The sequence below is a fragment of the Paenibacillus sp. Soil750 genome (assembly GCF_001428045.1).
Taxonomy (GTDB): Bacteria; Bacillota; Bacilli; order Paenibacillales; family NBRC-103111; genus Paenibacillus_E; species Paenibacillus_E allorhizoplanae.
The window spans coordinates 69987-93618 of record NZ_LMSD01000009.1 but is presented as its reverse complement, the minus strand read 5'-3'; the positions used below and the strand labels follow the sequence as shown (position 1 = coordinate 93618).

The window sequence follows — 23632 nt, the reverse complement described above, 5'->3', positions numbered from 1 at the left end:
CATGTTATTTTCTCCCTCGTATTTCTATACTAAACCTAGTATGTAAGAAGAAAAAGAAAGGCGGAAGATCCCCTTGAAGAAACCGAATATTCTACTCATCACAAGTGATCAGCAGCATTGGAACACGATTGGCGCTTTTAATCCAGAGCTATCTACGCCTAACTTAGATCGACTCGTTCATGAAGGAACGACTTTTACAAGGGCTTATTGCCCCAATCCGACATGTACACCGACTAGATCTTCCATTATAACTGGACAATATCCTAGCCAACATGGTGCATGGACGCTCGGCACGAAGCTTTTGGAAGATCGACATACCGTAGGTGAAGATTTCAAGAAAGCGGATTATCGCACAGCATTGATCGGTAAAGCACATTTCCAACCGCTCAAAAGTACAGAGGAATATCCCTCACTAGAAGCTTATCCAATCCTGCAGGACCTGGATTATTGGAAAGCATTTGACCAACCTTTCTATGGCTTTGACCATGTTGAATTAGCACGTAATCATACGAATGAAGCTCATGTGGGACAACATTATGCGCTATGGATGGAGGAGAAAGGGCTCACGAACTGGCGTGATTATTTCTTAGCTCCAACTGGAACCATGGACCCTAATCAGCTGCATCATTGGGCTATTCCGGAGGAGTTCCACTATAATACGTGGATTGCAGAAAGAACGAATGCGCTGCTTGAACAATACAAGGAGTCCGATGATGGCTTCTTCCTGTGGTCGAGCTTCTTCGATCCGCATCCCGACTATTTAGTCCCTTCGCCATGGGACACGATGTATGATCCAGAGAAGTTGACCATCCCAACCGTCACACCTGGCGAGCACGAGAAGAATCCACCACATTTTCAGCTGACACAAGAAGAGAATCCCGACTTCTCTTATCTGAAAGAAAGCGGCTATGGCATTCATGGCTATTCCTCCCATTCCCACCTGCCGGAGAGTGAACGCAAGCAACTCGTGGCCACCTATTACGGGATGATCAGCTGCATGGATGCACACATTGGCCGTATCTTGGATCGGTTGGACGAGCTTGGGCTTGCCGAGAATACGATCGTTGTATTTACCACGGATCATGGTCATTTCTTCGGGCAGCATGGTCTACAATACAAAGGTGGCTTCCATTATGAAGATTTGATTAAGCTCCCTTTCATCGTCCGCTATCCAGGTCAAGTTCCAGCGGGTAAAACGTCGACTGCAATCCAATCTCTCGTCGATCTCGCACCTACTTTTCTATCCATGGCTGGCCTCCCGGTCCCATGCTTCATGACGGGTGTCGACCAAAGCAGCGTGTGGACAGGTCAATCAGAACGCGCGCGCGACCATGCAATTTGCGAATTCCGTCACGAGAAGACAACCATTCATCAGAAAACGTATGTAGATGATCGATATAAGCTAACCGTCTACTATAATCAAACCTATGGTGAACTCTTTGACCTCCAAGAGGATCCAGGTGAGATTCGTAATTTATGGGATGAGTCCGATTATAAAGATTTGAAAGCTCGCCTGTTACTGTCCTATATTTGGGCGGAACTGGGGAAAGAACCGATAGCCATGCCAAGGATTTGGCATGCTTAGTTAGGCTTTACAGCACGATCTCCTCTTTAGTCCCTTCTCCTCTCTTACAACCAATTGAAAAAAGCTCCCGCGAATAAATCGCTGGGAGCTTCTATGTCTTACAAAACCGTTTGAAAACCCGTCTTATCGGCATGTTTATATTTAATACCTGAATCACGCGTCGATATGACCATCATATCACGCCAAATCAGTAGATCCGTCACCTCGGCTTGCGCATTTAACGCGTGCAGTATAATGTTGCCTCTGATCTCGCTCAGCTTATACAGCCCCGTATTGGCACATACGTAGACTTCCCCCCGATGCGTGACTAAGCGATTCAAGAACATCTCACCGAATCGATGTTGATTGAATCCGCCATTCTTATTGCCCACGATCAAACCCCCACGTTCTGTCGTCCCGACCAGCATCGTGTTGAATACGGCTAAACTAGTCACCGCTTGATGGAGTGGCATACTGCACCATTCGCCAGTAAATAAATCGTAAAAGGCAACGCCATCCTCGTAGCCCAGGAATATAAAATGAGGTGTAACTAGCAAATCATAGGTTTTCTTCCCACGGTAGGCCAGCGGCAGCCATTCATTATCACTTCCACAGAGCAAGCCGTTCTCCGTGAGAACAAATCGATCACCCCAGCCAATCGCCGCATAACAGGGATCGGTGACACTCGTTTGGAGCCATATCTCATCCTCTAAATGATACAATCCGTGGCTCGTAGAAGCGAATAGCTGCGACTCCACCCAGTCTAAACGGTAGACATGAACCTGCGCTGGCAACCCTTCCGATGCGCTTTCCCAGGAACGTAACGGTGAGAACTGAACCACACCATGTCCTTCCGTTCCCGCATACAATACCCCGTCTCGGGATGCGGTCAACGTAGTAAACTTTAGGGACAGCAAGTCATTGGTGGATTGCCAAGTCGAATTTATTTCCATGAAGTCCGTCCTCTCTGCAGCAGGTACACCTGCGACTTTCCAAATACACATCTTTCACAAGTCGGAGATAATCGAGCGATTGATCCATTGTGAAATGGTTCGTCTCGATGCGGTGCTGCTTGCCGCTCATCAGATTGACGACTTGCAGCTGCACAGGTTTCTCTCCAAAAGCCTTATTGCAAAAAACAACCGACATATGTGTAAACAGGGCAAGCGAAGCCGCACTGTCTTCCATGACAAATTTATGAATCACAATGGATTCTTCTGAAGATTCCATCACTTGAACGATCATGGATAATCCCAAATCCAGCTCATCAATCCATACATCCATGCTTTCGAATAAAAGGAGCGGCCACTCGATCCGACTTTTATTCGTCAGAATGTGATACAACTGATCCCTGACGCGATGTTTAACCTCACTATAAAATATATCCGTCCCGAATTTTTGCGTTTTATTCGTCCACTTTTTCTCGAATTCATTCTTTAACATATGTTGTGTCCGAACAGCAGGTGGTAATGAATACCATGCGTTGATCGCGTGATACGCTGCGAATTGAGTAAGCTGCTGCCAATTCAACTCCTGCGAATCTGTCTCACTGTCTTCATGAGTAAGGGTATGCAGCCATCGCTCTAATTGAAAATCCGCAATAACCTGCAAGTTCCCGACGCCAATACCATTCTCGCTATGTTCCATATCGACTAGCCCCCTCATGATGCCGTTCACTCTCGTCACCAATTGATAATCATTTTCATTTAGTCCTCTACAACGAATGATAATGGTTCTCACTGATAATGTCAAGATAATGGAATACATTTAGGAGCCTTTTGAAGCCTTTTGACAATATGTCAGAAAACGACACCGACTTTCGAGCGACATCGCATTTGAAATGCGTTAATCTATGAAAAATGATTCATAGGAGGCGTACTAGGATGCAAAACTTACAAATCTGCGGATTGGGTTTTATCGTGCTATGTATTATGTACTATCTCGTCATTGATGTCTTCGAGAAGAGTAAGCGCCTCAGACAGACGGCTTCCAACTTACAAGAGCCTCTAACCGCAGTGATACCTCCTGTTACCATTAAGGTCGCTCCTCCCATACAGGAAGGTGTGTATCCCATGTATATCGACTGCAGTCGCAACGAACCATTTATCCCGCAACACTCGAATAACGCCTTAACCCCTGTGACCATATAAAAATAAGACCCCATTACGACCACCATCGTTACGGCTGGAACGCCCCAAGCGGCCCAGCCGTATTGCTCTGGTCGCAATAAATACGCCGCTGGATAGAAGCTGGCCAATGAGTACGGGATGACGTAAGTTAACAATCCACGTAGAATGGGATGAAAGATTTGCATAGGATACCTTGTGAAATCATATAGCCACGTTATTGGATAAATGAGAGATCGTATCTCCTGAAACCAGAACGTTAATACACTAATCGTTAGTAGAATCGAGAATTGAATAAGAGCGCTGCACAATAAAGCAATGACTACATATAGTACGCTCAAGAACGTCCAACTCATCTCCAAATGAGACGCCGCATAGCCCATAATTGCCATGCCAGTAATTAATTGGCCGACGCCATTCAACTCTTGGGAGTAGCCAATGGTTTGAAAAAGTACGCCTACAGGCCGCACCATCATCATATCCATCCGTCCATTCCGAATGTTGCCTGTTAGCATGAAAGGCGCATTGAAAAATGTTTGATTCAGTGCTCGACCCGTGGCGGCCAGTCCGAACATGAAGACCAACTCATTGTAGTCCCAACCTGCCAACATCGGAATGCGTTTGAAAATGACCGTTAAGAAAATCAGCATACTTCCCTGCGCAACGATCCCCGCAATGACCGCAATGATCGTATCCGCGCGATATTCTACCAACGTTTTGACATACACTTTTAGAAAATGACCATACATCCCTATCAGATACGCTACCTGCTGCATGAAGCTTCTCTTTGGTGCCAACATCCTCTCACCCCCCGTTAATCGCTAGTCGCTTCTCTGCTTTCATCCACAACAATCGACTAATAACAATCATAACAAGCGCCCACGCAAGCTGCTCCAATAGCGCGACACCCATATCTACACCCGTCAACTTACCTGTATATATCGATAGTGGAATATAGGCCATTGCTTGAAAAGGTAAATAGGTCAGTACGATTTGTAAGCTGCTTGGGAAGAAATCGAATGGGATCAACGTTCCTGCGAAAATATCCATCATCGCTCGCTTTGCCAACTGTACCCCGAACGTATTCGTCGTCATGAACGAAATCATCATAATAATCGAGTTAATACTGAACGCTACCAAGAAACCGATAATAAGACTTAAAAGAAAGGCCGCTCCAGCAGCCAAGTTTGGTGGTGATTGAATGCCGAGCCCGAAGATCAGCAGCAGAAGCGCGGGAATATTCACCCACAACATTTCCACGGCAAAAAAGCCTGCGGCTTCTACAAATCGTTGTACTTGGAAGTCCACCGGTCGGATCAAATCCAGCGCTATGTCCCCGGAACGAACACGTAACGCCATGGCATAGGTGGGAGCACGTTCTGCTGGTGACCAGCGAGCAAAGTTAATCGTTTGACCTACCATGACATAGGTTATTAATTGCTCCCAAGGCAACACCTGCCCGCTGCCATACATATAAATCGCTTTCCAGAGCATGTAGTAAAGCACACAGAACATGAGCGTTGACACGAGTGTCATCATAAAATCAAATCGAAACTGCATGCGTTGGCGAACCGCAATGCGAGACATTCCGCCTAGTCGTTGAAGGGTATTCATGAGCTAACTACCACACCTTCCAACTCATGCTGTGGCTCCTGCGGCGAGCCTGAAATACCTTCCCGATAAATCCGAGAAATTAAGGCGTCGATGTTTTCATCCTGCATGGTCAGATCACGCGGCTGTGTGTGCTCTAACAGATGCTTAAGTAATGTGGACGTATCAATGTGATGCTGATCATAGGAAATTTTAAGCATCCGCTCTTCAACCAACGTGTGCACATTGAAGCCAATGAATAGTGAAGCAGCCGCTTCGGCGAGCTTTGTATCCTCGAAGGTCGCTTTAATTTGACGCTCAGTCGCATAATGATCGCGAATATGCTGCAAACTGCCATCATAAATGAGGCGCCCCTTATCAATAATCATCGTCCGGTGACACAACCGTTCGATATCATGCATGTCATGTGTTGTCAGCAGCAGCGTCACGCCTTTTTCCCGATTGATCTTCTCGATAAATGCACGGATTCGCTCCTTCGCCACAACATCTAGCCCAATGGTAGGCTCATCCAGAAAGAGGATATCCGGCTCGTGGAGCAAGGAAGCCAGGATTTCACAACGCATCCGCTGACCAAGAGAAAGCGTTCTCACCGGACGATTGAGTAAATGCTCAACTTCCAGAACCTCTGCAAATTCACGTAAATTTCTATGATATTGCTCCCAAGAGATGCTATACATATACCGTAATAAATCATACGAATCCTTCACAGGCAAATCAAACAGCAGCTGACTTCGTTGTCCGAATACGACACCAATCTGATAGGAACTCATCTTCCTGCTTTTATGCGGGATCAAGCCTGCCACCTCAATACTTCCGCCGCTCGGCTCCAGGATTCCTGTCAGCATTTTGATCGTTGTCGATTTGCCTGCACCATTAGGTCCCAAATAGGCAACACTCTCCCCTTTTTCAATGGAAAAAGAAATATCCTCCACCGCGACCATCTCTCGCTTCTCGGGCTTGATCAAGCTCCGAATTGTGGCAAATCGCCCCGTTCGTCTCACATCGGTCTCAAATGTTTTCCTTAAATGCTTAACCTCAATTAACGACAAAGCGCTCTCCCCTTTGGTTGCGATAGTCCGATCTGAATCTCATTCATTATACCAGTGTTCCAAATGATGGTAACTACTTTTTCGCAGCATAAAAAAACATAGCCCCTCATCCTGAGATGACGAGCTATGTTACAACGCCTAGTATAACGGATATTTCACTCGTAGATCTTCCCGGAACAAGACCGTGGAATCATTCCGAATATAATGACACACATACGAACGGCGCCAGCGATCCTTGCTGCGATTTTTGTAGGAGGAATGAATGAGCAGCTCATGGAAAAATAAAATGTCCCCTTTTTCCATAATAACTGGAATCTCTCGACTCAAATCTACACCTTCAGTTTCATCCGTCCAGCTTTCATGCTCTTCGAGATTCGTTACTTTCCCATGCGGGAGCAACCCTAATTTATGTGTACCTGGGATTACCCATAAACAGCCATTCTCTTCATCAACGACTTCCTCCAAAGCAATCCAAGCAGCAATCATGGACTTCGGGTCATCCTTAATGTAGTAGTAGTCCTGATGTGGCGCTTGCCCTGGCGAGCCTGGCTCTTTATAGAAGTACATACTTTGCACACAAACGGCTTCGTCGCCCATCATTTGAGCAAGCGCACCTCGCACGACAGGGAGCTTCATGAGTTGTCGTGAGAAGCCGTCATGCTTATGCGGATTAAATAATCGCACCGAGAACCGGTCCTTATCTGTTACTTGCTGATTGCCCTTTTTGGGGAGCGCCCATTCGGCTATCTCATCTGCTGAACGTATACTGTGAATGTGTCCATTAAAGGCATCTACAAGATCTGCACTGCACCCTTTTTTCAATAAGTAGTACCCATGCTCATGAAAAAATGCCAACTCTTTTTCCCCTAACGGTGCTAAACGATCCTTAACTTGACTTTGCATATCCCTTTCCCCTTTCAAAATATAAGCTCGAGCTATATACTTAGCATACAGTCGCACTCCCATTCCGAACATGGCTGTGATTGACGATTATATATCTGTAATTGATATTCAAATGGCAGTGAACAATATTAATCTCTTTCATTAAACCATTGAAAAGGATCTCGCTCATGACATCAGAATCCATTATTAACATCCCCAAAGTACGAGCTGCCGTTGGCGGAACTGTTGTCTACCCAGCGGGCAGTCGATTCGGCCCCCGTATTCAAGCGGATCTGCAGCTAGTCTTGCTGCATACTGGCGCAATGACCGTGTATATTGATGAGGTCCCCCATGCGATACAGCCTGGGCAAGTGATTCTCCTGAAACCAGGACATCAAGAACAGTTCTTGTTCGCGAGAGAGCAAGAAACTTGGCATCGCTGGATAGCCGTTCATGTTGGTGAACTTACGGAGCAGCAACGCAACCAATTGGAGCAATTGCCTCATACACAAGTCATAAGTGAAGAGATGAATCGCTTAACGGACATCCTGATTTCCTTAAGATTACGCTACGATGCGGCCTCGGAAACCCTCTGCAGTCTGGGACTAGCGGCTATTCAGTTATTTATTGCGGAATCGACTAGCAATCATATGCAGCATACGCACCCTTCGGTTCTACACGCAAAGCAATATATCGAGCAACAATTCCATGATCATCTCTCGCTGGAAGGCATTGCTGATGAAGTCGGGTTGTCTCCTGAGCATCTGGTTCGCTTGTTTCGTAAACACGAGGGCATCACGCCGATCAAATTCGTATGGAATTATCGCATTTTGCGGGCAAACGAGTTACTAACGCAAACTGGCTTAGCCATTGGCGAAATCGCCATGCGCTGCGGGTTCAAGAACTCGTTTCATTTTGCTCGCGTGTTCAAAAGCACAACAGGCACTACACCTTCCGATTACCGGCATGGGAACTGGCGAGGGAAATGACAAAGAAGCTGATCTATGATCAGCTTCTTTGTCTAGCCGCAACGGTCACGGTGCCGCCGAGAACCTCCAGGCACACATCTAACTGTAAAAACTACAGCTAATTCTCCCCGTTTTTGCAAATCCGATCAATTAGATGGATTTTGTGCAGCTAATATTGCCTGATTTGGCTGAAACAGCCGATCGTGGGTATTTTAGCTGTACTTTTTCCATCCTTTCAGCAATATCAGGCTTTTCGAGTGAAAATAGATGGAGGTTTTCCAGTTAAACACCGAGTGACGTGCCCAACATCATTTATGGCAAATTCATGGTTGGCGTATTATCGAAGAAATTCCACGGCTTCAACATCGCGTGTACCCATTCCGTTGGCATAATCGGCCATTCTTCCGCACGAGCCACATGGGTAGCGCCTGTCGTGATCCAAACCACGTCATCTGTGTTCTCGATTGAAGCATTGTCTGCTGTAAATTCACCTAAACCTGTATCCTTCGCGGTGCGATTCGGGTACTTGCCTTCTGGATAACGCTCATCCGGATTGTAAGTCGTCACCCAAATTTGCTTATCCATAAAGCCTGCACGTTTGAATAGCCAGTCGTCAGCACTGAATAGCGCTCCCTTCGCAATTGGATGTGTTCCACCAGCAAAAGGAATAATTTGATAAGAGACCGGGTTACCTACTTTGTTTTCCTTATTCGGATTACTTAGAATTCGAATCGTAGATGGATCGAATTTCTGCGTAGCTTCTTGTTCGGTTTTAACGGTTTTGTGCTCGGTGATCATGACACTTTTACGAGGTCCACCATCCATATTCTCAGCGACTTTCGGATCAATTTCCGTTAAAGAGTTATTTTCCCCATCCACATCCATATCGAGTCTAAAATTATAAATATGCTGATGTGTTGTGCCTACGATATTTTTATCAAGCAATGTGCCATATTTCGTATCCTCAGTCGCCGACGCATCGTGCATATTGGTGGTTACGACACCTTTGACCGCTTCAATTCCGGAAGCACCCACATCGATTTTGATCGTACCGTTCGGTTGCAGCACCCAATCGAAAATATAATCATAATTCCCCACCGTCGAAATCCAACGAACGACTAATTCTCTACGCTCTTTGCTATCAGTTCCTTGCGCCGACATCGTATCATGGCGATACTCGGGACCTGCATATTGTTCGAACACAGCCATTGCATTCGGGATCGTACGCGGATTCCCTTGCGTGTCTGCAGTAACCGCATCTAGCAACACCGCATTGTTAGGTACGTCCTTTCCTTTTACAAGAGAAGACGTCAGCGTCCCCATGCCATACTCCCCGGAATCAAAATACGTCTTGAAATACCAGCCGATATCCGGATCGCCATAAGGTACGACCATGCCACCGAGTGAGCCTTCGTACATGATTTTACGCTTTTCTCCTTGATCGTTATACGTCATTGTCGAAAGAATTGGCCCCACACGACTATCCAATCTCAAATGGAAATCCCAATTCCCCCAGGAGATCATATTGCCCGTTAAATTGTAATTTTTACCCGCTGATTCATCAATCGTAAGAGGCTTCTGGGCTAGCTTGTCAGCAAAATTACGACCATCATAAGGGTTCGCTTGCATCGGAACTGGGATGACCCCGTTATCTTCAATTTTAATAATTTGTTTCTTTTCCAAATCGACAACAGCTACTAGGTCTTCAATGGGGTGTGCCCAGAAGTTTCCATCCCCTGTATCCAAATAGGAAACAACCTTCAAGAGACGCGCATCCTCAACCAGATCATCCTCACCGCCAAAATAACCAACCGTCAAAGGAGTGGTCACCACTTTCTTAATATCCGAAATACCTCGCTTCGCAATTGCTTCAGCATAGGCAGCATCCACTTCAATGACGCTCTGTACCGTAATCATATCGTCCAGTGTAACCATACCTTGTGCGCCTTCCTTGGTTTCCCATTTGGTCAGCTTTCCATCCGCAAGATTCACTTCCCCTTCGATGACATATTTACCGTCCAGCGCTACGAATTCAGCTACTCGAGGTAGAAGCTTATTTCTTTCACCTGCTAAGACATAGCTCCACACATCGCTTTTCGCCGGCGGCTTCAACGAGATTTCCGTAAAGAGAATCGTCTCTTTGTAACCTTCAGATCCTTTTACAATGCTGACAGCTTTCTCTATCTCTTGAGCGGTTAGCGGATTAAGTGGGTTCGAATCCTTTGAAATTTGAACACTTGGCACTACGTCAGATTGGAAAATAGCATTAATAAAATCATGATACACGTATGTGATCCCATTCTTCATCACCACAGGCCCAGCAAGTGTCCTCAGCGTCCCATTCACTTTTGCATCGGCACTATTCAACTGAAGCTGAGCCACTTTGCCATCCTTCACGACTTGAATCGTCTTCGACGTTTCATCCCAATACACCGCAGCACCAAATTCCTCAAGCGTTGGTCGTAAGGCCATGTATTCATCTTCAAAGCTGCCACCATGTGCATAAGCTTGTTGCGAACCAAATGGCAGGAATGGCGTGATCGCCATTGTTAGCACCGTGCCAACTATTATGCTTTTTTTCAAAGAATTCCTCATTTTCATTCGTGTATTCCCCTTCTGTTGTGGAGTGAAGTTCATCTCGATGTGGTTAGTATACTAGAAGAGTGTACAGAAATATTGGAAAAATCGGCCATTGTGTTAGGTTAGTTAACATTAAGCGGGAAATATTTACTGGGAGCAGTTGACGTGATGGAGAGTCTGGGATTTCAGAGGAGTTGGGAATTGTTTTAGTACGGTGATGGAGAATTGATGTGCGTTGGGTTCGGTGAGTAGTTGGATGTTGCTGGATTATTTACTACAAATGGAGACAAAAAAGGACCAACGATATGGCCCTCGCTCCTTTACTCCTGCAAACAACGCTTCATCCAGGCATGCGGTGTTTCTTGATAAAACTTCTTGAACTCATTAATGAAATGAGCTTGATCATAGTAATAAGCGTGCTCTGAAATGCTGTCCCAAATCGCAGAGGCTTGTGGAGCGGTAATCAATCCGTTCAGCGCATGCTGGAATCTCGTAATTTGGCTAAATACTTTGGGAGATAAGCCAACAAAATGCTCAAATTGCTTACGAAGATACCGCTCCGAATAAGCAGTTTCAGCCGCCAAATCCTTTACACTCATATTCCCTTTTGCCATAATCATCCGATTGAGGGCAAAGCGCACCAACCGTGAATCCTGCTGAGTAGTTAAGACTTCACCGAGTATTTCCTGGAACAAGCGTATCTTTTCTGTGAATGTTGCAGCTGTAAGAATAGGCTCAACACTCTTCGTATTCAACTTGATAAAATCCGATAAAGGGCAAGATTGACTAATTAAATCCTTCATATCAATCTTCGAGCTGCCTGTTACATGAAGGGAGAGAAATCGAACACCAAAATAGTTCGTATCGCTTTTTAGCGTGATCGTGCGTTTGGAAAGGACAGAACCGTATACTTGAATATTAGGCTGGCTAGCATCACAGGTAAATAACATATCTACATGACCGTCTGGAATAGCGACGAAATCAGGTGACCCAACACCTTTGGACCGAAATTGATAATATAAAGCTGGGATATGATGCGCATCACCACGCGCTTTATATTCTTGATAAGCAGCAGTTTGCCAGGCCATCTCAGGCTGCAAAGGGATATAAGCATTGGTTGTATCCGTCACGAACTCATTCATCGCCTGCTCACCTCTTCAATTTGTGATGCTTATTAAAGCATTATATTAAGGAGTCCATTCTCATTTGTCAATATATATAACATTAAAAGTGATGTTAAGTTACATACAAAAACAGAAAGGGAGCCCCGCATGACATGCAAGGCTCCCTATAATAAGCTTATGGCGCTTCAATCCACGCTTTACTCATGCGCGCTAACGCGATTTTGCTGCCCGCAGGCTTCTCGTACAAGACGAATATGGTTTTATCCGGTGCAACACCAATATCCGAGTAACCATTCGTTCCAGCATAAATTTCTTTGGATTTATACCAAGTGGACGCATCGTCATTGCTCATCCGAATCGTCATATTGGTACGTGTACTCGTGTTCGCTGGGTTTGTAAACAAAATCGTAGAAGCATCATACCGCTGTATACCTCCTGCTACGATGGGGTCAATCAAGGTGGTATAGCTCTATCATAGAGCGACTTTTCTTCCTTGATAATCCCTCGAACTTGACTTTCAGGGGCTCTTTTTTGACCATCCTTCACGATATTCATCCTAAAATACGTAAAAACCTCCGCTCTATCGCGTTATACGATAAAACAGAGGCTGACTTCTCATCTATACTCGTTCTTCCATGACGTTCATTCCCACCATTGCAGTGCTGCGCCAATCATACCGCTCCAATTCCCTCGATACGCTGGCTCAATGCGAACACCTTCCAGCATCGAAGGCATCGTCCTGCGTGCTACTTCTTTCCTTAGCTCCGCAAACAAGAGATCGCCTGCTTCAGCTACCCCGCCACCGATCACGATTAACGAGGGATTACACATATGAATTAAGGAAGCAATGGCCGTTCCTAGCGCAGCCACGGTTTCCTGCATAAGCTCATTCGCCGCCAGATCCCCCGCATGCCATCTAGCAAACACCTCCCGTGTATCCACGGTTTCCTCAACTATACCCATGTGGTCAAGCTTCTCGCGCATACGCCTCGCAATCGAAGTCCCTGAGGCATATTGCTCCAAACATCCAATCCCACCGCATACACAAGGGATACCACCGAAATCAACCGATATGTGGCCTAGTTCACCGCCACCGCCCCATGCGCCGTGGACCAGACGGCCATCCACAACGAGTGCACCGCCAACACCAGTCCCTAGTGCAAGGCATAGAAAATGTTCCACACCTTGTCCTGCTCCCAAGTGTTTCTCTGTCAGAGCCAGCACATTTACATCGTTATCGATGATGACAGGCAGCTGAAAGCGTTCCTGAAGAATGTCTTTAAGTGCCGTTCCCGCATAACCGGGAATCAGCTCAGATGCTGAGCGAATCGAGCCGTTCGCCCAATCGATTTGCCCTGCACTTCCAACACCAATCCCTTTTAAGCATAGGCTCGGCATTACTCCTTCACACTCCGCGATTAACTCGCGAATGACTTGCTCAATGCGTTCCACTGTCCTTGCTTCGCCCGCCATCGTCGGCAAACTAACCATAAACAAAACTTCACCTTGTGCATTTACGAGACCAGCGTTGATCTTGGTACCTCCAACATCAACACCAATTACGTAATTTGCTAAGGGGTCATACGTATACACGACCACCCGTCTCCCCCCTATGCACGCTGAGTGAATAATGCCTTCACATAACGCTCCGTAATGAGCTGCGGTCGCGTGATCGCACTCCCAACCACGACATAAGCGGCGCCGCAAGCCATCGCTTTCGCCGCTTCCTCCGGTGTCCAGATCCGGCCTTCTGCTACAACAGGTACGCTAACTTTCGCACATAGCTGTTCAAGCAATTCGAAATCCGGCCCTTCTTGCTGTGTACTGTACGGTGTGTATCCGGCAAGTGTCGTCCCGATGAAATCAACACCAAGGGATTCTGCTGCTAACCCTTCTTCCAAGGTTGAAATATCAGCCATAACAGCGGCTCCCATTTCGTGAGCCCAAGCGATTAGGGGCTTTACGGCTTCCAATCGGCCTTCCCGATTCGTAACATCAAGCGCAACGATGTCCGCACCAGCCATTACGATGGCTTTTACTTCGTCCAAAGTTGGAGTAATAAACACACTGGACCCAGGCATATCTCTTTTGATAAGCCCAATCACAGGTACGTCTACTTCTTTTTTTATCATCAAAATATCGTGAACCCCGTTCGTGCGAATGCCAATGGCACCCGACTGGACAGCTGCTCTCGCCATTTTCGCCATCGTATCGCCACCATGAAGAGGCTCATGTTCCAATGCCTGACAGGAGACGATCAAACCACTCACTGGAAATATTTCTCTACGTTCCATCCGTGACACTCCCCCCAATTATGCCTTTGCTAACTCAACCAGTGTCATAATTCGTGCATTCAACTCTTCGATTCGCCCTCGATCCCCCGAAGTGCAAGGTAATAACGGCATTCTCGGCTCTCCAATATCGTAACCACGCAGCTTTAGAATCGCTTTGCAAGCCCCATACAAAGATGGGAATGAGAGTAATTGGGTAATGAGTTCGTTCACCTTGAACTGCCACTCCTGTGCTTCGCGCATCTTCCCTGCCACATAGCATTGTTCAATTTTGAGGAACAGCTCCGGCATTACCCCATAAGTTCCTCCAATTCCTCCGTCTGCGCCAATACTGCGTCCCGCTAAATACTGCTCATCAGGTCCGTTGAATACGAGGAACTCACTGCCTCCTGCCGCTTTGAATTGCTGCAGCTCAAAGGTACTTTCAGCCGAGATTTTCACTCCGATAACCTTGTCCTGTGCAGCCATTTTCATTAATAGACTTTTTGATAAATGAAAGCCTGTAGTCTGAGGAATGTGATAAATGATGAAAGGCAGTGATGTCGCATCGATAATTGCCTGCCAATGCCCCTCTACACTATCTGGTGATAGGCGATAATAAATCGCAGGAACCGCTGATACCGCATGCGCCCCAACTTCCGCCGCATGCTTGGCAAGCTCGACACTATCTCGCGTGGCAGCTGCTCCTACATGGGCAATGATCGTCAGCTCGTTGCCGACTTCTTCCATCACGGCCGCAAGGATCAGTTTACGTTCTTCAACGGTTTGCAGCATACCCTCACCTGAACTGCCGCCAACATAAAGTCCTTTCACACCTGACGTAGCGTAATAGCGAGCTAAGCGACGCACAGCGTCAGTATTCATTTCTCCCTGCTCATCGTAACTTGCATATAAAGCGATAATAATACCGCGAAATGGTTCCAAATCATAAGGTTTCATGTATGTTTTCCTCCGATTGTTTGACTGTTTATATTGTGTACATGATTATTAGCTGTTATCTTCCATCCCACTACTGCAACTTTATCCCTTGACCGCACCCATCGTAATGCCTTGTGTAAAGGCTTTTTGGAATACGAGAAAGATCGTAATCATAGGTACAGACGCTAGTGCCGCTCCTGCCATCATGATTCCGTAGTTGGTCGTAAATTCGCCTTGCATCGTTGCTACCCCTAGCGGCAGTGTCATCATCGAGGTAGACCTCGTCATAATGAGTTGGCTGAAATAGTCGTTCCACGATGCAATGAAAGTAAAGATCGCTAGTGCTCCTAGCGCTGGTTTGAGTAATGGCAAGATAATCGTGGAGAATAGTCGGATTTCGGAGCAGCCATCGATCTTCGCCGCTTCAATTAACTCTCCTGGTACCGTTTGAGCGAATTGTTTCATCAAGAACACACCAAATGGCCATCCAATCGCTGGTAAAATAAGTCCATGATACGTATTGACCCATCCAAAGTCGGCCAACATCGTAAAGAGCGGAACAAGAATGACTTGTTTCGGTAAAGCCATTGCAGCAATAAACATTGTAAAAATGATTTTCCGGCCAGGGAACAGCTTCTTCGCCAGCACATAGCCGGCAGAAGCGGAAACCAGACAGACAGCGAACATTTCAACCAAAGCAATGATGAAACTATTTAACGTCCAGCGCCATACCGGATTCTTGAACAAATCCACCCAGTTCTGTAAGGTCGGTTTGAGCGGGAACCATTCTGGCGGAATTTGTGTTGCCACGGTTTGGAATTTAAAAGCCCCCGTCACAATCCAATAAAACGGAAATATAAAAAACAACGTAGAAAGAATCAATAATAGCGTAGAAAATCCGTTAAATACCCTTTGCCCAGCGTTTACTTTCATGATGTCCCCTCCTAGTACTCAACATCGCTGCCAAAGAATTTAAATTGAATCAACGAGATAACCCCGATAATAATCGCAAGGAATACACCCATAGCCGAGGCGCTGCCGAAATGACCCAGCACGAAGGCTTGCTCGTACACACCATACATGACGGTCGAGGTACTATAAACAGGCCCGCCAGAAGTAAGCAATTGAATTAAGGCGAAGCACTGAAACGTATTGATCGTTGTGATGACGATAATATAGAGATTGGTTGGCATGAGCATGGGCCAAATAATTTTCAAAAAGATTTGCCAAGGTGTCGCTCGGTCGATTTCAGCCGCTTCGATATACGAAGTTGGGATATTCCCTAGGGAAGCCACGTAAAGAATGATAGGCTGACCTACTGAGGTTGTGATCAAAACCGCGATAATTGCTAGCAAAGCTGTCCGCTGGTCGCCCAACCACGAAATCGGCTCAAGCCCAATTAATCCCCCTAAATAGTTGAGAATGCCGTAATTCGGATGGTAGATCCATCCCCATACAACTGTAATACTGACGACAGAAGAAACGGCTGGCAAATAGAATACGCCTCGAAAGAATGATCGAGCAAACTCTTTTTTCTTATAAATAGAAACGGCTACGAATAAAGAGAAAACGATTACTATAGGGACCGTAATAACGACTAGCAACAGTGTATTTCGCATCGATTTCAGAAACGTTTCGTTTTGAATTAAATCGACATAATTATCAAATCCAATAAAGTTAAACGTTCGCAAGGAGTAATCGAAGAAGCTAATATAGATCCCTTTTACCATGGGATAGGCAACAAAAAGCAGAAAGAATCCGAGTGCAGGCAGTAAAAAGACATAGCTCATAAGCCAATCTCGACGTATGTAACCTTTGGTTTTACGAACCGTTACCTCCATATTTCTTCCCTCCCTTTCTTTTTTGAGATGAAAAGAGTAGAGTACAATCGCACTCTACTCCCAGTGGACATTCCTCGTACTTATTTGGCAGCTGCTTGATCTTTCTTCGCTTTCGCAATGGCTTCGTTCGCTTTGGTCGCAAAGCTATCCAACGCTTCCTTACCTGTTGCTGCACCTGTTAACACACGTTGTAATTCTGGGAACCAGAATGTACGAATTTCCGCGTAACCATCAGCAATTGTCGGTGCATCCGTGATGAATTGACGAGCTGTTTCTGCGTACTTATATTCGGCATCACTATAAAGGCCTGTAATCGACGTACGTGCAGATAGTCCGCCTGTTTGAATCAAATTCTTCTTCGCATATTCGGGATCATTCGCGATAAAATCAACTAGCTTCTTAGCAGCCGTAATTTTGTCTGCGTTTCCATTGTTAAACACGGCCATACCGCCCAAATACGGCTCAAGCTTAGGCTTAGATCCATCTAGTGTTGGGAATGGCAGCAGAATATCTTCGAATTGCACCTTTTTAAGCGGAACGTTCTGCGCTTTAAGTACCGCTGAATAATTCAAAGTAAAAGCTAATTTACCTTGCAAGAACAAATCGTTGACATCCGCAGCTGCTAAGGAAGCAGAACCAGATACACTGATTTTATCCTTCGTCGCCTTAGCTACCCAGTCCAATGCTTTCGCAGCATTGTCGGTATTAATGGCTACTTTGGAGTTATCTTCACTCAAGAATCTCGACACACCTAAGTTAGCAATATATGCGCGAGTCCCTTGATCACCTGCTGTACTTTTTGCAAAGAAGCCCGTTGGAATAATCTCAGGTGCTTTCTCCTTCACGGCTTGTAGCGCTTTCTCATATTCAGCTACTGTCCACGTCCGATCAGGACGACTTAGTGGTAGTAAATCCAGGGCACCGATTTTCTCAAATACGGTCTTATTGACGGCCATCATGAATGGCGCTGTATTGATCGGGTACATATAAATCTGATCGCCAACCATGGATTGCTTCCATAGCGCTGGCGTAATATCTTTCTTCACCTCGTCGGTGACAATGTCATTCAGTGGAGCTAGTAACTTCTTCTTTCCCCAGTCAATAATGCGCCCCGGAGCATCGTAAATCACATCTGGTGCCGAGTTCGAAGCGATGGCCACGTTCAGCTTTTGCGGACCACCTTCAAAGGTAATCATTTCTAGATTGACTTTAATTTCTGGATACTTCTTGTTAAAAGCGGCAATAATCTGCTTCTCGTATTTCCCAACTTCCCCATCCAGTGGTTGAAAGTTCGGGAAGTTCCACCACGTAATCTCAACTGGCTTCGCAGCCACTGGACTTGGTGTTACTGTTTTGCTTTCGGCAGTACTCGTGGCTGTGTTCGCTGGAGTATTCGTAGATGAATTCGTACATGCAACTAACTGCGACCCGACAAGAGCAACGCCGATCAATGTCATTAATCCTTTTTTCATAGCCCTCATTTGAGCACCCCCGTTATTGTTTGTGGAATAAACATGCTTCGTTTCATTCCGTGCCCTAAGCATACGTGATATTGAAATGGAGGAGAATCCCCGTATCTTTACATTCATAGTCGTATTCTGACCTGTTCGTTTTCCAGCAAATGAGAGCCTCATTTCCGATAATTTTAGTGTTATACTTAAGTTACCGCAAGGTTTCAAGTCCTAACAAGCTGGGGGAACTTCATGTATAAACTACTAATTGTCGAGGATGAACCTCTAATCAGAGCTGGCTTGCAGCACTATTTTGACTGGACAGAGCTTGGTGTGACTTCTATTGTTGAAGCTGAGAATGGAAAGGAAGGCTGGCTCACAGCTCTGCATGAGCAACCTGATCTGATCATCACCGACATTCGCATGCCCGAGATGGACGGACTTCAGATGATTGAACACATTCGAGCGACACTCCCGGATACCCTCTTTATTATTTTGACTGGTTTCAATGATTTTGAATATGCCCAAAAGGCAATTCGTCTTGGCGGCGTGCATGCCTTTCTATTAAAGCCGCTTGAATATGAAGAAAGCTTTTCGACCATTCAAAGCTGTATGGCTACACTTAAGCAAAAGCGAAATGAACGGGCCCAACGTACGGAGTTGGAAGCGCAAGCCAGCGAAAACAAAAGCTTTAAAAGCAAAGAGCTGGTCAAATTTTTACTGGAAGACGAGCATGCAGCTTGGGAGGAAAGTGTGCGCCAACAACTCAACGACTTCGGGCATTTTGCGATTAGGTATCAACCTTTTGTGGTAACATGGATACCTTCAAATCCCTCTCAGACTTACGAAAGAAGAGAGTTCCAACAACACGCTGAACGCATCATTCGAGCCGCTTTAGAAATAATGTCTAGTTCCAGTATTCCCCCACAACTATTTATATATATAGATAAGACCAAATGCTATGCTGTAGCGATATTGGATGATCAACCAAGTTCATACGAGTCCGATCACTTCTCACTTCCAGCTTGTGATGCCAACTTTTTCATGGCTATTGGTAAAATGACGGCTGAAAGCTCGCAATTAACACAATTGCTTCGTCAAACGGATCAAGCGCTATATCAACGCTACTATCAGGACAAGCGACAGATCTTCTTTCCGATCGCAGCCAATGAGTCACCGACACGTGCCAAAGATTCACGTTTACTTCTTGAAGAAGCGGATAAGAACCGTATCATTGTCGGTCTTGAAAGTGGTAATCCTACGGAAATCGAACAGCTGATGCAGCGACTCGCGCATGACTTGAGCATACATCTGCCCCGCACTTCAATGGATCGTGGATTCGCCTTTATCCAAGAAATCATCTCCACCACCGTTCGCTTCGCCCACCGGAATGGCATTCCTGTCGAAGGCGTCTACAGTGAAAAACTGCTAAAGCTTACGTGTGTCGATGATTTCCCAACGCTAGATGCCCTTTTCAGCTGGCTAGCAGCTTGGATGGTGCAAGTCAGCGACGTGTATCGCGATGAGCTCTCTTCAACGAACCACCAGGATGTGCTTATTTTTGAACATATTGAAGCTTATATTAAAGAGCATATCGACCAAGATATTACGCTGCAAATGGTAGCCGATCGTTTCTTCTATAATCCATCGTATTTAAGTCGTATTTTCAAAAGAAAACTAGATAAGAACTACATGCGGTTTGTGACCGAAATTCGCATCCATTATGCCCAAGAATGCTTGAAGAAACCAGAGTATTTGGTGACGGATGTGTGCACGATGTGCGGGTATAAGAGCTACAAGCATTTCGTCAAAACTTTCCGAAGCATTACGAATATGACGCCAACCGACTATCGGAAGAAATGGGGGTGGTAGACGTTTGAACGCATGGCAGCGGCTTTCGCAGCAATACCGGATGAAGCATGTTAACCATCAAATATTCGTACTTATGATCCTAATTATCACTGTTCCCTTATTGATTATCTCCGTCATTATTTATTTTTTTTCCATCCAAGCCGTCAAAAATGAGTACCAGAGCTCCTCGAACCTGATTCTCACAAATCTATCCTTCAATATTGACCAATATTTGCAGAGTATCGAAAAAGGAACGCTCAACGCGCAAATGGATGGGCAACTGCAGAATGCCTTGGAGCACTGGGTTGCTGATGGTGACGAGAACAGTAATGATCAACGTATCCAATATGGGAACACCATTGAACACTTTGTCAGTTCCATCGAAATGACGATTAAAAATGTGGACAGCGTGCAAATTTATGCAGGCTCTCGTGTCTTTTACTCGGCTAATTTCAATCGCTCGGATTACGATGTCGAGGATTTCACCCATGAGGATTGGTACTTGCAGACACAGCAAAGTAAAGGTGGCATCGTCCTGTTCGGAACACACCTCCCCTTCCATCGCGTGAATGCCAAGGATCCCGTTATTTCCATCGCTAGGGTCATTAATAAGGTAGGAAGTAAGCAGCCACTCGGGGTTATGCTCATCGATATTCGATTGGATTCTTTGCGAGAAATATTGAAATTGTCCGAGACAAGTAAACGCAACTTCACGATTATAGATAGTCAGGGAGCTAGTATTTATAATTCCGAAAGCACGACTACGAATGCCAATGTACCAATCACGTTAGAGAGTCAGAAGCTTCAGACCGTTTTGAATGCTGAAAATGGGAGCTTTTACGCTTATTTTGCCGGGTCCAATTCGTACATTAACTTTGTGACCTCGCCTTATTCGGGCTGGAAGGTCATTCAATCCATTGATGAGAAAGAAATGACGAAGCAAGCCGAAATTTTGATTAAAATCATATTAGCATTAGCCTTCTTGTCCCTAGGAACTGCGGTTTTATTCATGTTCATTCTATCCGCGCGCGTAACGAAGCCAATCATTCTACTAAGCCGCAAGGTGAAAATGGTTGGTTTAGGCAATTTCGATGTCGATCTTAGCTCGAATCGGCAAGATGAGTTCGGCGTGCTTTATCAAGGTATCCGCAAAATGCTAGAAGACTTGCAGAACTATATTGAACGTTCCTCCATGGCCAAAGCACAGCAAAAAGTCGCGCAATATGGCGCTTTGAAAAGTCAGATCAATCCGCATTTTCTGGCTAATGTGCTGGAAACGATTCAAATGAAGGCGATCATCAGCGGACAACGAGATGTCGGTGAAATGGTCGGTATCTTAGGTCGCCTGTTCCGCATTCATATCCAAACGGGTAAAGAAACAGTTACCTTGCAGGAGGAATTGATCCACATTCGGCTGTACGTAAAAATCCAACAGCTGCGCTTCGGGGATAAAATTCAGTATCGCGAGGAACTCTCGGTGAATAGTGAGACTTTGCAGGTTCTGCATTTTTCATTGCAGCCGCTGATCGAGAATGCCTTTGTTCATGGACTGGAACGGAGCAGTCAAGCAGGACTGTTGGAAGTATCTTCCGAGATATCGGGGGATGACTTGCTGATCCAGATCAAGGATAATGGAGTTGGCATGGATGAAATCAAGCTTGGGCAGCTGCGAAATCGGCTAGCCCAGCCTTCAGACACACTCGATGAAACACATATTGGCATCAAAAATGTGCATGATCGAATCGTTTTCTACTTCGGAGATCCGTATGGGATTGACATAGCAAGTCATCCGGGTGAAGGGACGATCGTGCGGATACGCATTCCTGCGCGGTAGAGCATTCCCCTTCAGCAACCACTTCAAGACAACAGACGAAGATGACTGACAGGACAACAGACCAAGACGACAGACAGGAGGACCTTATGCTAGGACTCGCGATTTTACTTGCTTTTAACCTCATTGGCATTTGGCTTCAAACGAGCTTTCACATCCCTCTTCCTGGCAATGTGATTGGACTAATTCTTTTTACCATCGCGCTATTCGCCAAGCTCATCAAGTTAGAATGGGTGGAAACGACAGCGAATTGGTTCACAGGCCATATGATGCTATTTTTTCTACCCTTTGTTGTGGGAACCATGGCATTCTTCCCTCTGATTGGGCGGAATTGGCTTTCTATCGGGGTTGGCGTCATGGGGAGCTCTGTGGCTGTCCTACTCGTAACTGGATTTATCACCTCGCAAATGCAACGTAGTCAGGTTAAAGGGCATCGGATGCCTACAGGTGCAAATGGGCAAAAGACGGCTGAAGGTGGGATGAAATGAACACCTCTGATTGGTTAATGAACCCGATGTTTGGCATCGCGCTTAGTGTTGTAGCCTATACGGCTGCACAACATATTCACAAGCGTTGGCGGTGGCTTCATCCGCTTTTTGTATGTTCAGGCTTGATCATTTGCATTCTGCTCAGCTTTCGTATCCCATATGCCGCCTACAAAGTAGGCGCTGATCTGATTACCTTGTTGCTTGGGCCAGCAACCGTAGCGCTAGGTGTACCGCTGTATAAACATGCCGGTCTGATTAAAAAGCATATCACCGGCATCTTAATCGCCGTTACGCTGGGATCGTTGACCGGCATTGTTAGCGCCGCTGCCCTAGTTGGACTTCTCGGCGGAAGCCGCGAGATTCTTCTCAGCATGCTGCCGAAATCCGTCAGCTCGCCGATCGCCTTAGAGATATCACGCCATCTCGGCGGATTGCCAGAGCTAACGGCCGTGCTGACGGTGCTCACCGGGCTTTTCGGGAGCATGATCGGCCGGAAGCTGCTGACCTGGATCGGATGGCGTGATTCGGTATCCATCGGTATCGCCGTTGGCACCGCTGCGCATGGGATAGGCACGGCACGCCTCCTCAAGGATTCCGAGGAGGAAGGCAGCATGAGCGGCTTCGCCATGGGCGCCGCTGGGATAATAACGTCGATTTTGTTTATTCCGGTGTATTGGTGGTTTAGCTAGAATAAAGCCCCTAACTCGAAGCAACTGCTTCAGGTTGGGGGCTTTATAGGTTCCGGAAGTGGCAGGTTCTGGTGTAACAAATTACCTGTAAAAACTACAGCTATTCTACTACTTTTGAACCAAATATAAGCACTAGATGGATAACCTACAGCTAATTTTAAGTAATTTGGCAATTTCGAGTGAATTAGGTGTAACTAGCTGTACATTTTCCAGTTAATCCTTCTCGATCGCTGAATTGGACAAAATTAGATGGATGTTTCCCAGTTATTTGGAAATGCAGTCCTAACTAGGTGCCATTTTCTTGCTCAAAGTAAAGCCGCCAATGCCATTGCGTATAGCGAGTGCCCGTATTCATTCGGATGATTGAG

The 23632-nt window shown here is 45.9% G+C and carries 21 protein-coding genes; 6 read left to right on the top strand and 15 right to left on the bottom strand.

Going from position 1 to position 23632, the window contains the following annotated elements; genetic code table 11:
- Positions 1-73: 73 nt before the first annotated feature.
- Positions 74-1585, top strand: a complete 1512-nt coding sequence (locus ASL11_RS10005) for a sulfatase family protein (protein ID WP_056613074.1) — start codon at positions 74-76, stop codon at positions 1583-1585.
- Between the two features lie 98 nt (positions 1586-1683).
- Here the strand turns inward: ASL11_RS10005 and ASL11_RS10000 are convergent, their stop codons facing one another.
- The 6 genes from ASL11_RS10000 to ASL11_RS09975 all read right to left on the bottom strand — a co-directional run bounded on the left by ASL11_RS10000 (position 1684) and on the right by ASL11_RS09975 (position 7253).
- Entirely contained in the window at positions 1684-2517 is an 834-nt protein-coding gene (locus tag ASL11_RS10000) for a hypothetical protein (protein ID WP_056613072.1), read from the bottom strand.
- A complete protein-coding gene (locus ASL11_RS09995) occupies positions 2483-3211 on the bottom strand; it encodes a hypothetical protein (RefSeq protein ID WP_056613070.1) in 729 nt (242 codons plus the stop codon). Before ASL11_RS09995 ends, ASL11_RS10000 begins: the two co-directional genes overlap by 35 nt.
- Before the next feature lie 289 nt (positions 3212-3500).
- The gene (locus tag ASL11_RS09990; protein ID WP_056613068.1) at positions 3501-4490 is read right to left on the bottom strand and encodes an ABC transporter permease; all 990 of its coding nucleotides are present in this window, start codon (positions 4488-4490) and stop codon (positions 3501-3503) included.
- Between the two features lie 4 nt (positions 4491-4494).
- Positions 4495-5304 carry an ABC transporter permease gene (locus ASL11_RS09985; RefSeq protein ID WP_056613066.1) on the bottom strand — a complete coding sequence of 270 codons (810 nt, stop codon included), beginning with the start codon at positions 5302-5304 and terminating at the stop codon, positions 4495-4497.
- Positions 5301-6350 (bottom strand): ABC transporter ATP-binding protein, encoded by a 1050-nt coding sequence (locus ASL11_RS09980; RefSeq protein ID WP_056613064.1) that lies wholly within the window; start codon positions 6348-6350, stop codon positions 5301-5303. The genes ASL11_RS09985 and ASL11_RS09980 overlap by 4 nt, the downstream gene beginning before the upstream one ends.
- A 138-nt stretch (positions 6351-6488) precedes the next feature.
- A complete protein-coding gene (locus ASL11_RS09975) occupies positions 6489-7253 on the bottom strand; it encodes a phytanoyl-CoA dioxygenase family protein (RefSeq protein ID WP_056613062.1) in 765 nt (254 codons plus the stop codon).
- 167 nt (positions 7254-7420) lie between these two features.
- Here ASL11_RS09975 and ASL11_RS09970 point away from each other — a divergent pair, with 167 nt between their 5' ends.
- Positions 7421-8221 carry an AraC family transcriptional regulator gene (locus ASL11_RS09970; protein ID WP_056613060.1) on the top strand — a complete coding sequence of 267 codons (801 nt, stop codon included), beginning with the start codon at positions 7421-7423 and terminating at the stop codon, positions 8219-8221.
- A 291-nt stretch (positions 8222-8512) separates the two neighbouring features.
- Here ASL11_RS09970 and ASL11_RS09965 read toward each other — a convergent pair whose 3' ends face one another.
- The 9 genes from ASL11_RS09965 to ASL11_RS09925 all read right to left on the bottom strand — a co-directional run bounded on the left by ASL11_RS09965 (position 8513) and on the right by ASL11_RS09925 (position 18435).
- Complete coding sequence (locus ASL11_RS09965) at positions 8513-10801, bottom strand: copper amine oxidase (protein ID WP_056613058.1); 2289 nt, start codon at positions 10799-10801, stop codon at positions 8513-8515.
- Between the two features lie 299 nt (positions 10802-11100).
- Entirely contained in the window at positions 11101-11922 is an 822-nt protein-coding gene (locus tag ASL11_RS09960) for a helix-turn-helix domain-containing protein (protein WP_056613056.1), read from the bottom strand.
- Between the two features lie 157 nt (positions 11923-12079).
- Complete coding sequence (locus ASL11_RS09955; protein ID WP_056613055.1) at positions 12080-12361, bottom strand: sialidase family protein; 282 nt, start codon at positions 12359-12361, stop codon at positions 12080-12082.
- 185 nt (positions 12362-12546) lie between these two features.
- Positions 12547-13503: an ROK family protein gene (locus tag ASL11_RS09950; protein ID WP_056613052.1), complete on the bottom strand. Its 957-nt coding sequence runs from the start codon at positions 13501-13503 to the stop codon at positions 12547-12549.
- 11 nt (positions 13504-13514) lie between these two features.
- Positions 13515-14198: an N-acetylmannosamine-6-phosphate 2-epimerase gene (locus tag ASL11_RS09945; protein WP_056613051.1), complete on the bottom strand. Its 684-nt coding sequence runs from the start codon at positions 14196-14198 to the stop codon at positions 13515-13517.
- An 18-nt stretch (positions 14199-14216) separates the two neighbouring features.
- On the bottom strand, positions 14217-15134 hold the full coding sequence (locus tag ASL11_RS09940) for a dihydrodipicolinate synthase family protein (protein WP_056613049.1): 918 nt from the start codon (positions 15132-15134) through the stop codon (positions 14217-14219).
- An 81-nt stretch (positions 15135-15215) separates the two neighbouring features.
- Entirely contained in the window at positions 15216-16046 is an 831-nt protein-coding gene (locus ASL11_RS09935; RefSeq protein ID WP_056613048.1) for a carbohydrate ABC transporter permease, read from the bottom strand.
- A gap of 11 nt (positions 16047-16057) precedes the next feature.
- Positions 16058-16954, bottom strand: a complete 897-nt coding sequence (locus ASL11_RS09930; protein ID WP_056613046.1) for a carbohydrate ABC transporter permease — start codon at positions 16952-16954, stop codon at positions 16058-16060.
- A gap of 80 nt (positions 16955-17034) precedes the next feature.
- Positions 17035-18435, bottom strand: coding sequence for an ABC transporter substrate-binding protein (locus ASL11_RS09925; protein ID WP_056613044.1), 1401 nt, complete (start codon positions 18433-18435; stop codon positions 17035-17037).
- A 222-nt stretch (positions 18436-18657) separates the two neighbouring features.
- Here ASL11_RS09925 and ASL11_RS09920 point away from each other — a divergent pair, with 222 nt between their 5' ends.
- From ASL11_RS09920 to ASL11_RS09905, 4 genes are all read left to right on the top strand, one after another.
- Positions 18658-20277 (top strand): response regulator, encoded by a 1620-nt coding sequence (locus tag ASL11_RS09920; protein ID WP_056613042.1) that lies wholly within the window; start codon positions 18658-18660, stop codon positions 20275-20277.
- A 4-nt stretch (positions 20278-20281) separates the two neighbouring features.
- A complete protein-coding gene (locus tag ASL11_RS09915) occupies positions 20282-22090 on the top strand; it encodes a cache domain-containing sensor histidine kinase (RefSeq protein ID WP_056613040.1) in 1809 nt (602 codons plus the stop codon).
- Positions 22091-22176: 86 nt separating this feature from the next.
- On the top strand, positions 22177-22575 hold the full coding sequence (locus tag ASL11_RS09910; protein ID WP_056613038.1) for a CidA/LrgA family protein: 399 nt from the start codon (positions 22177-22179) through the stop codon (positions 22573-22575).
- Positions 22572-23264, top strand: a complete 693-nt coding sequence (locus tag ASL11_RS09905; RefSeq protein WP_056613036.1) for an LrgB family protein — start codon at positions 22572-22574, stop codon at positions 23262-23264. The genes ASL11_RS09910 and ASL11_RS09905 overlap by 4 nt, the downstream gene beginning before the upstream one ends.
- Positions 23265-23632: the final 368 nt, after the last annotated feature.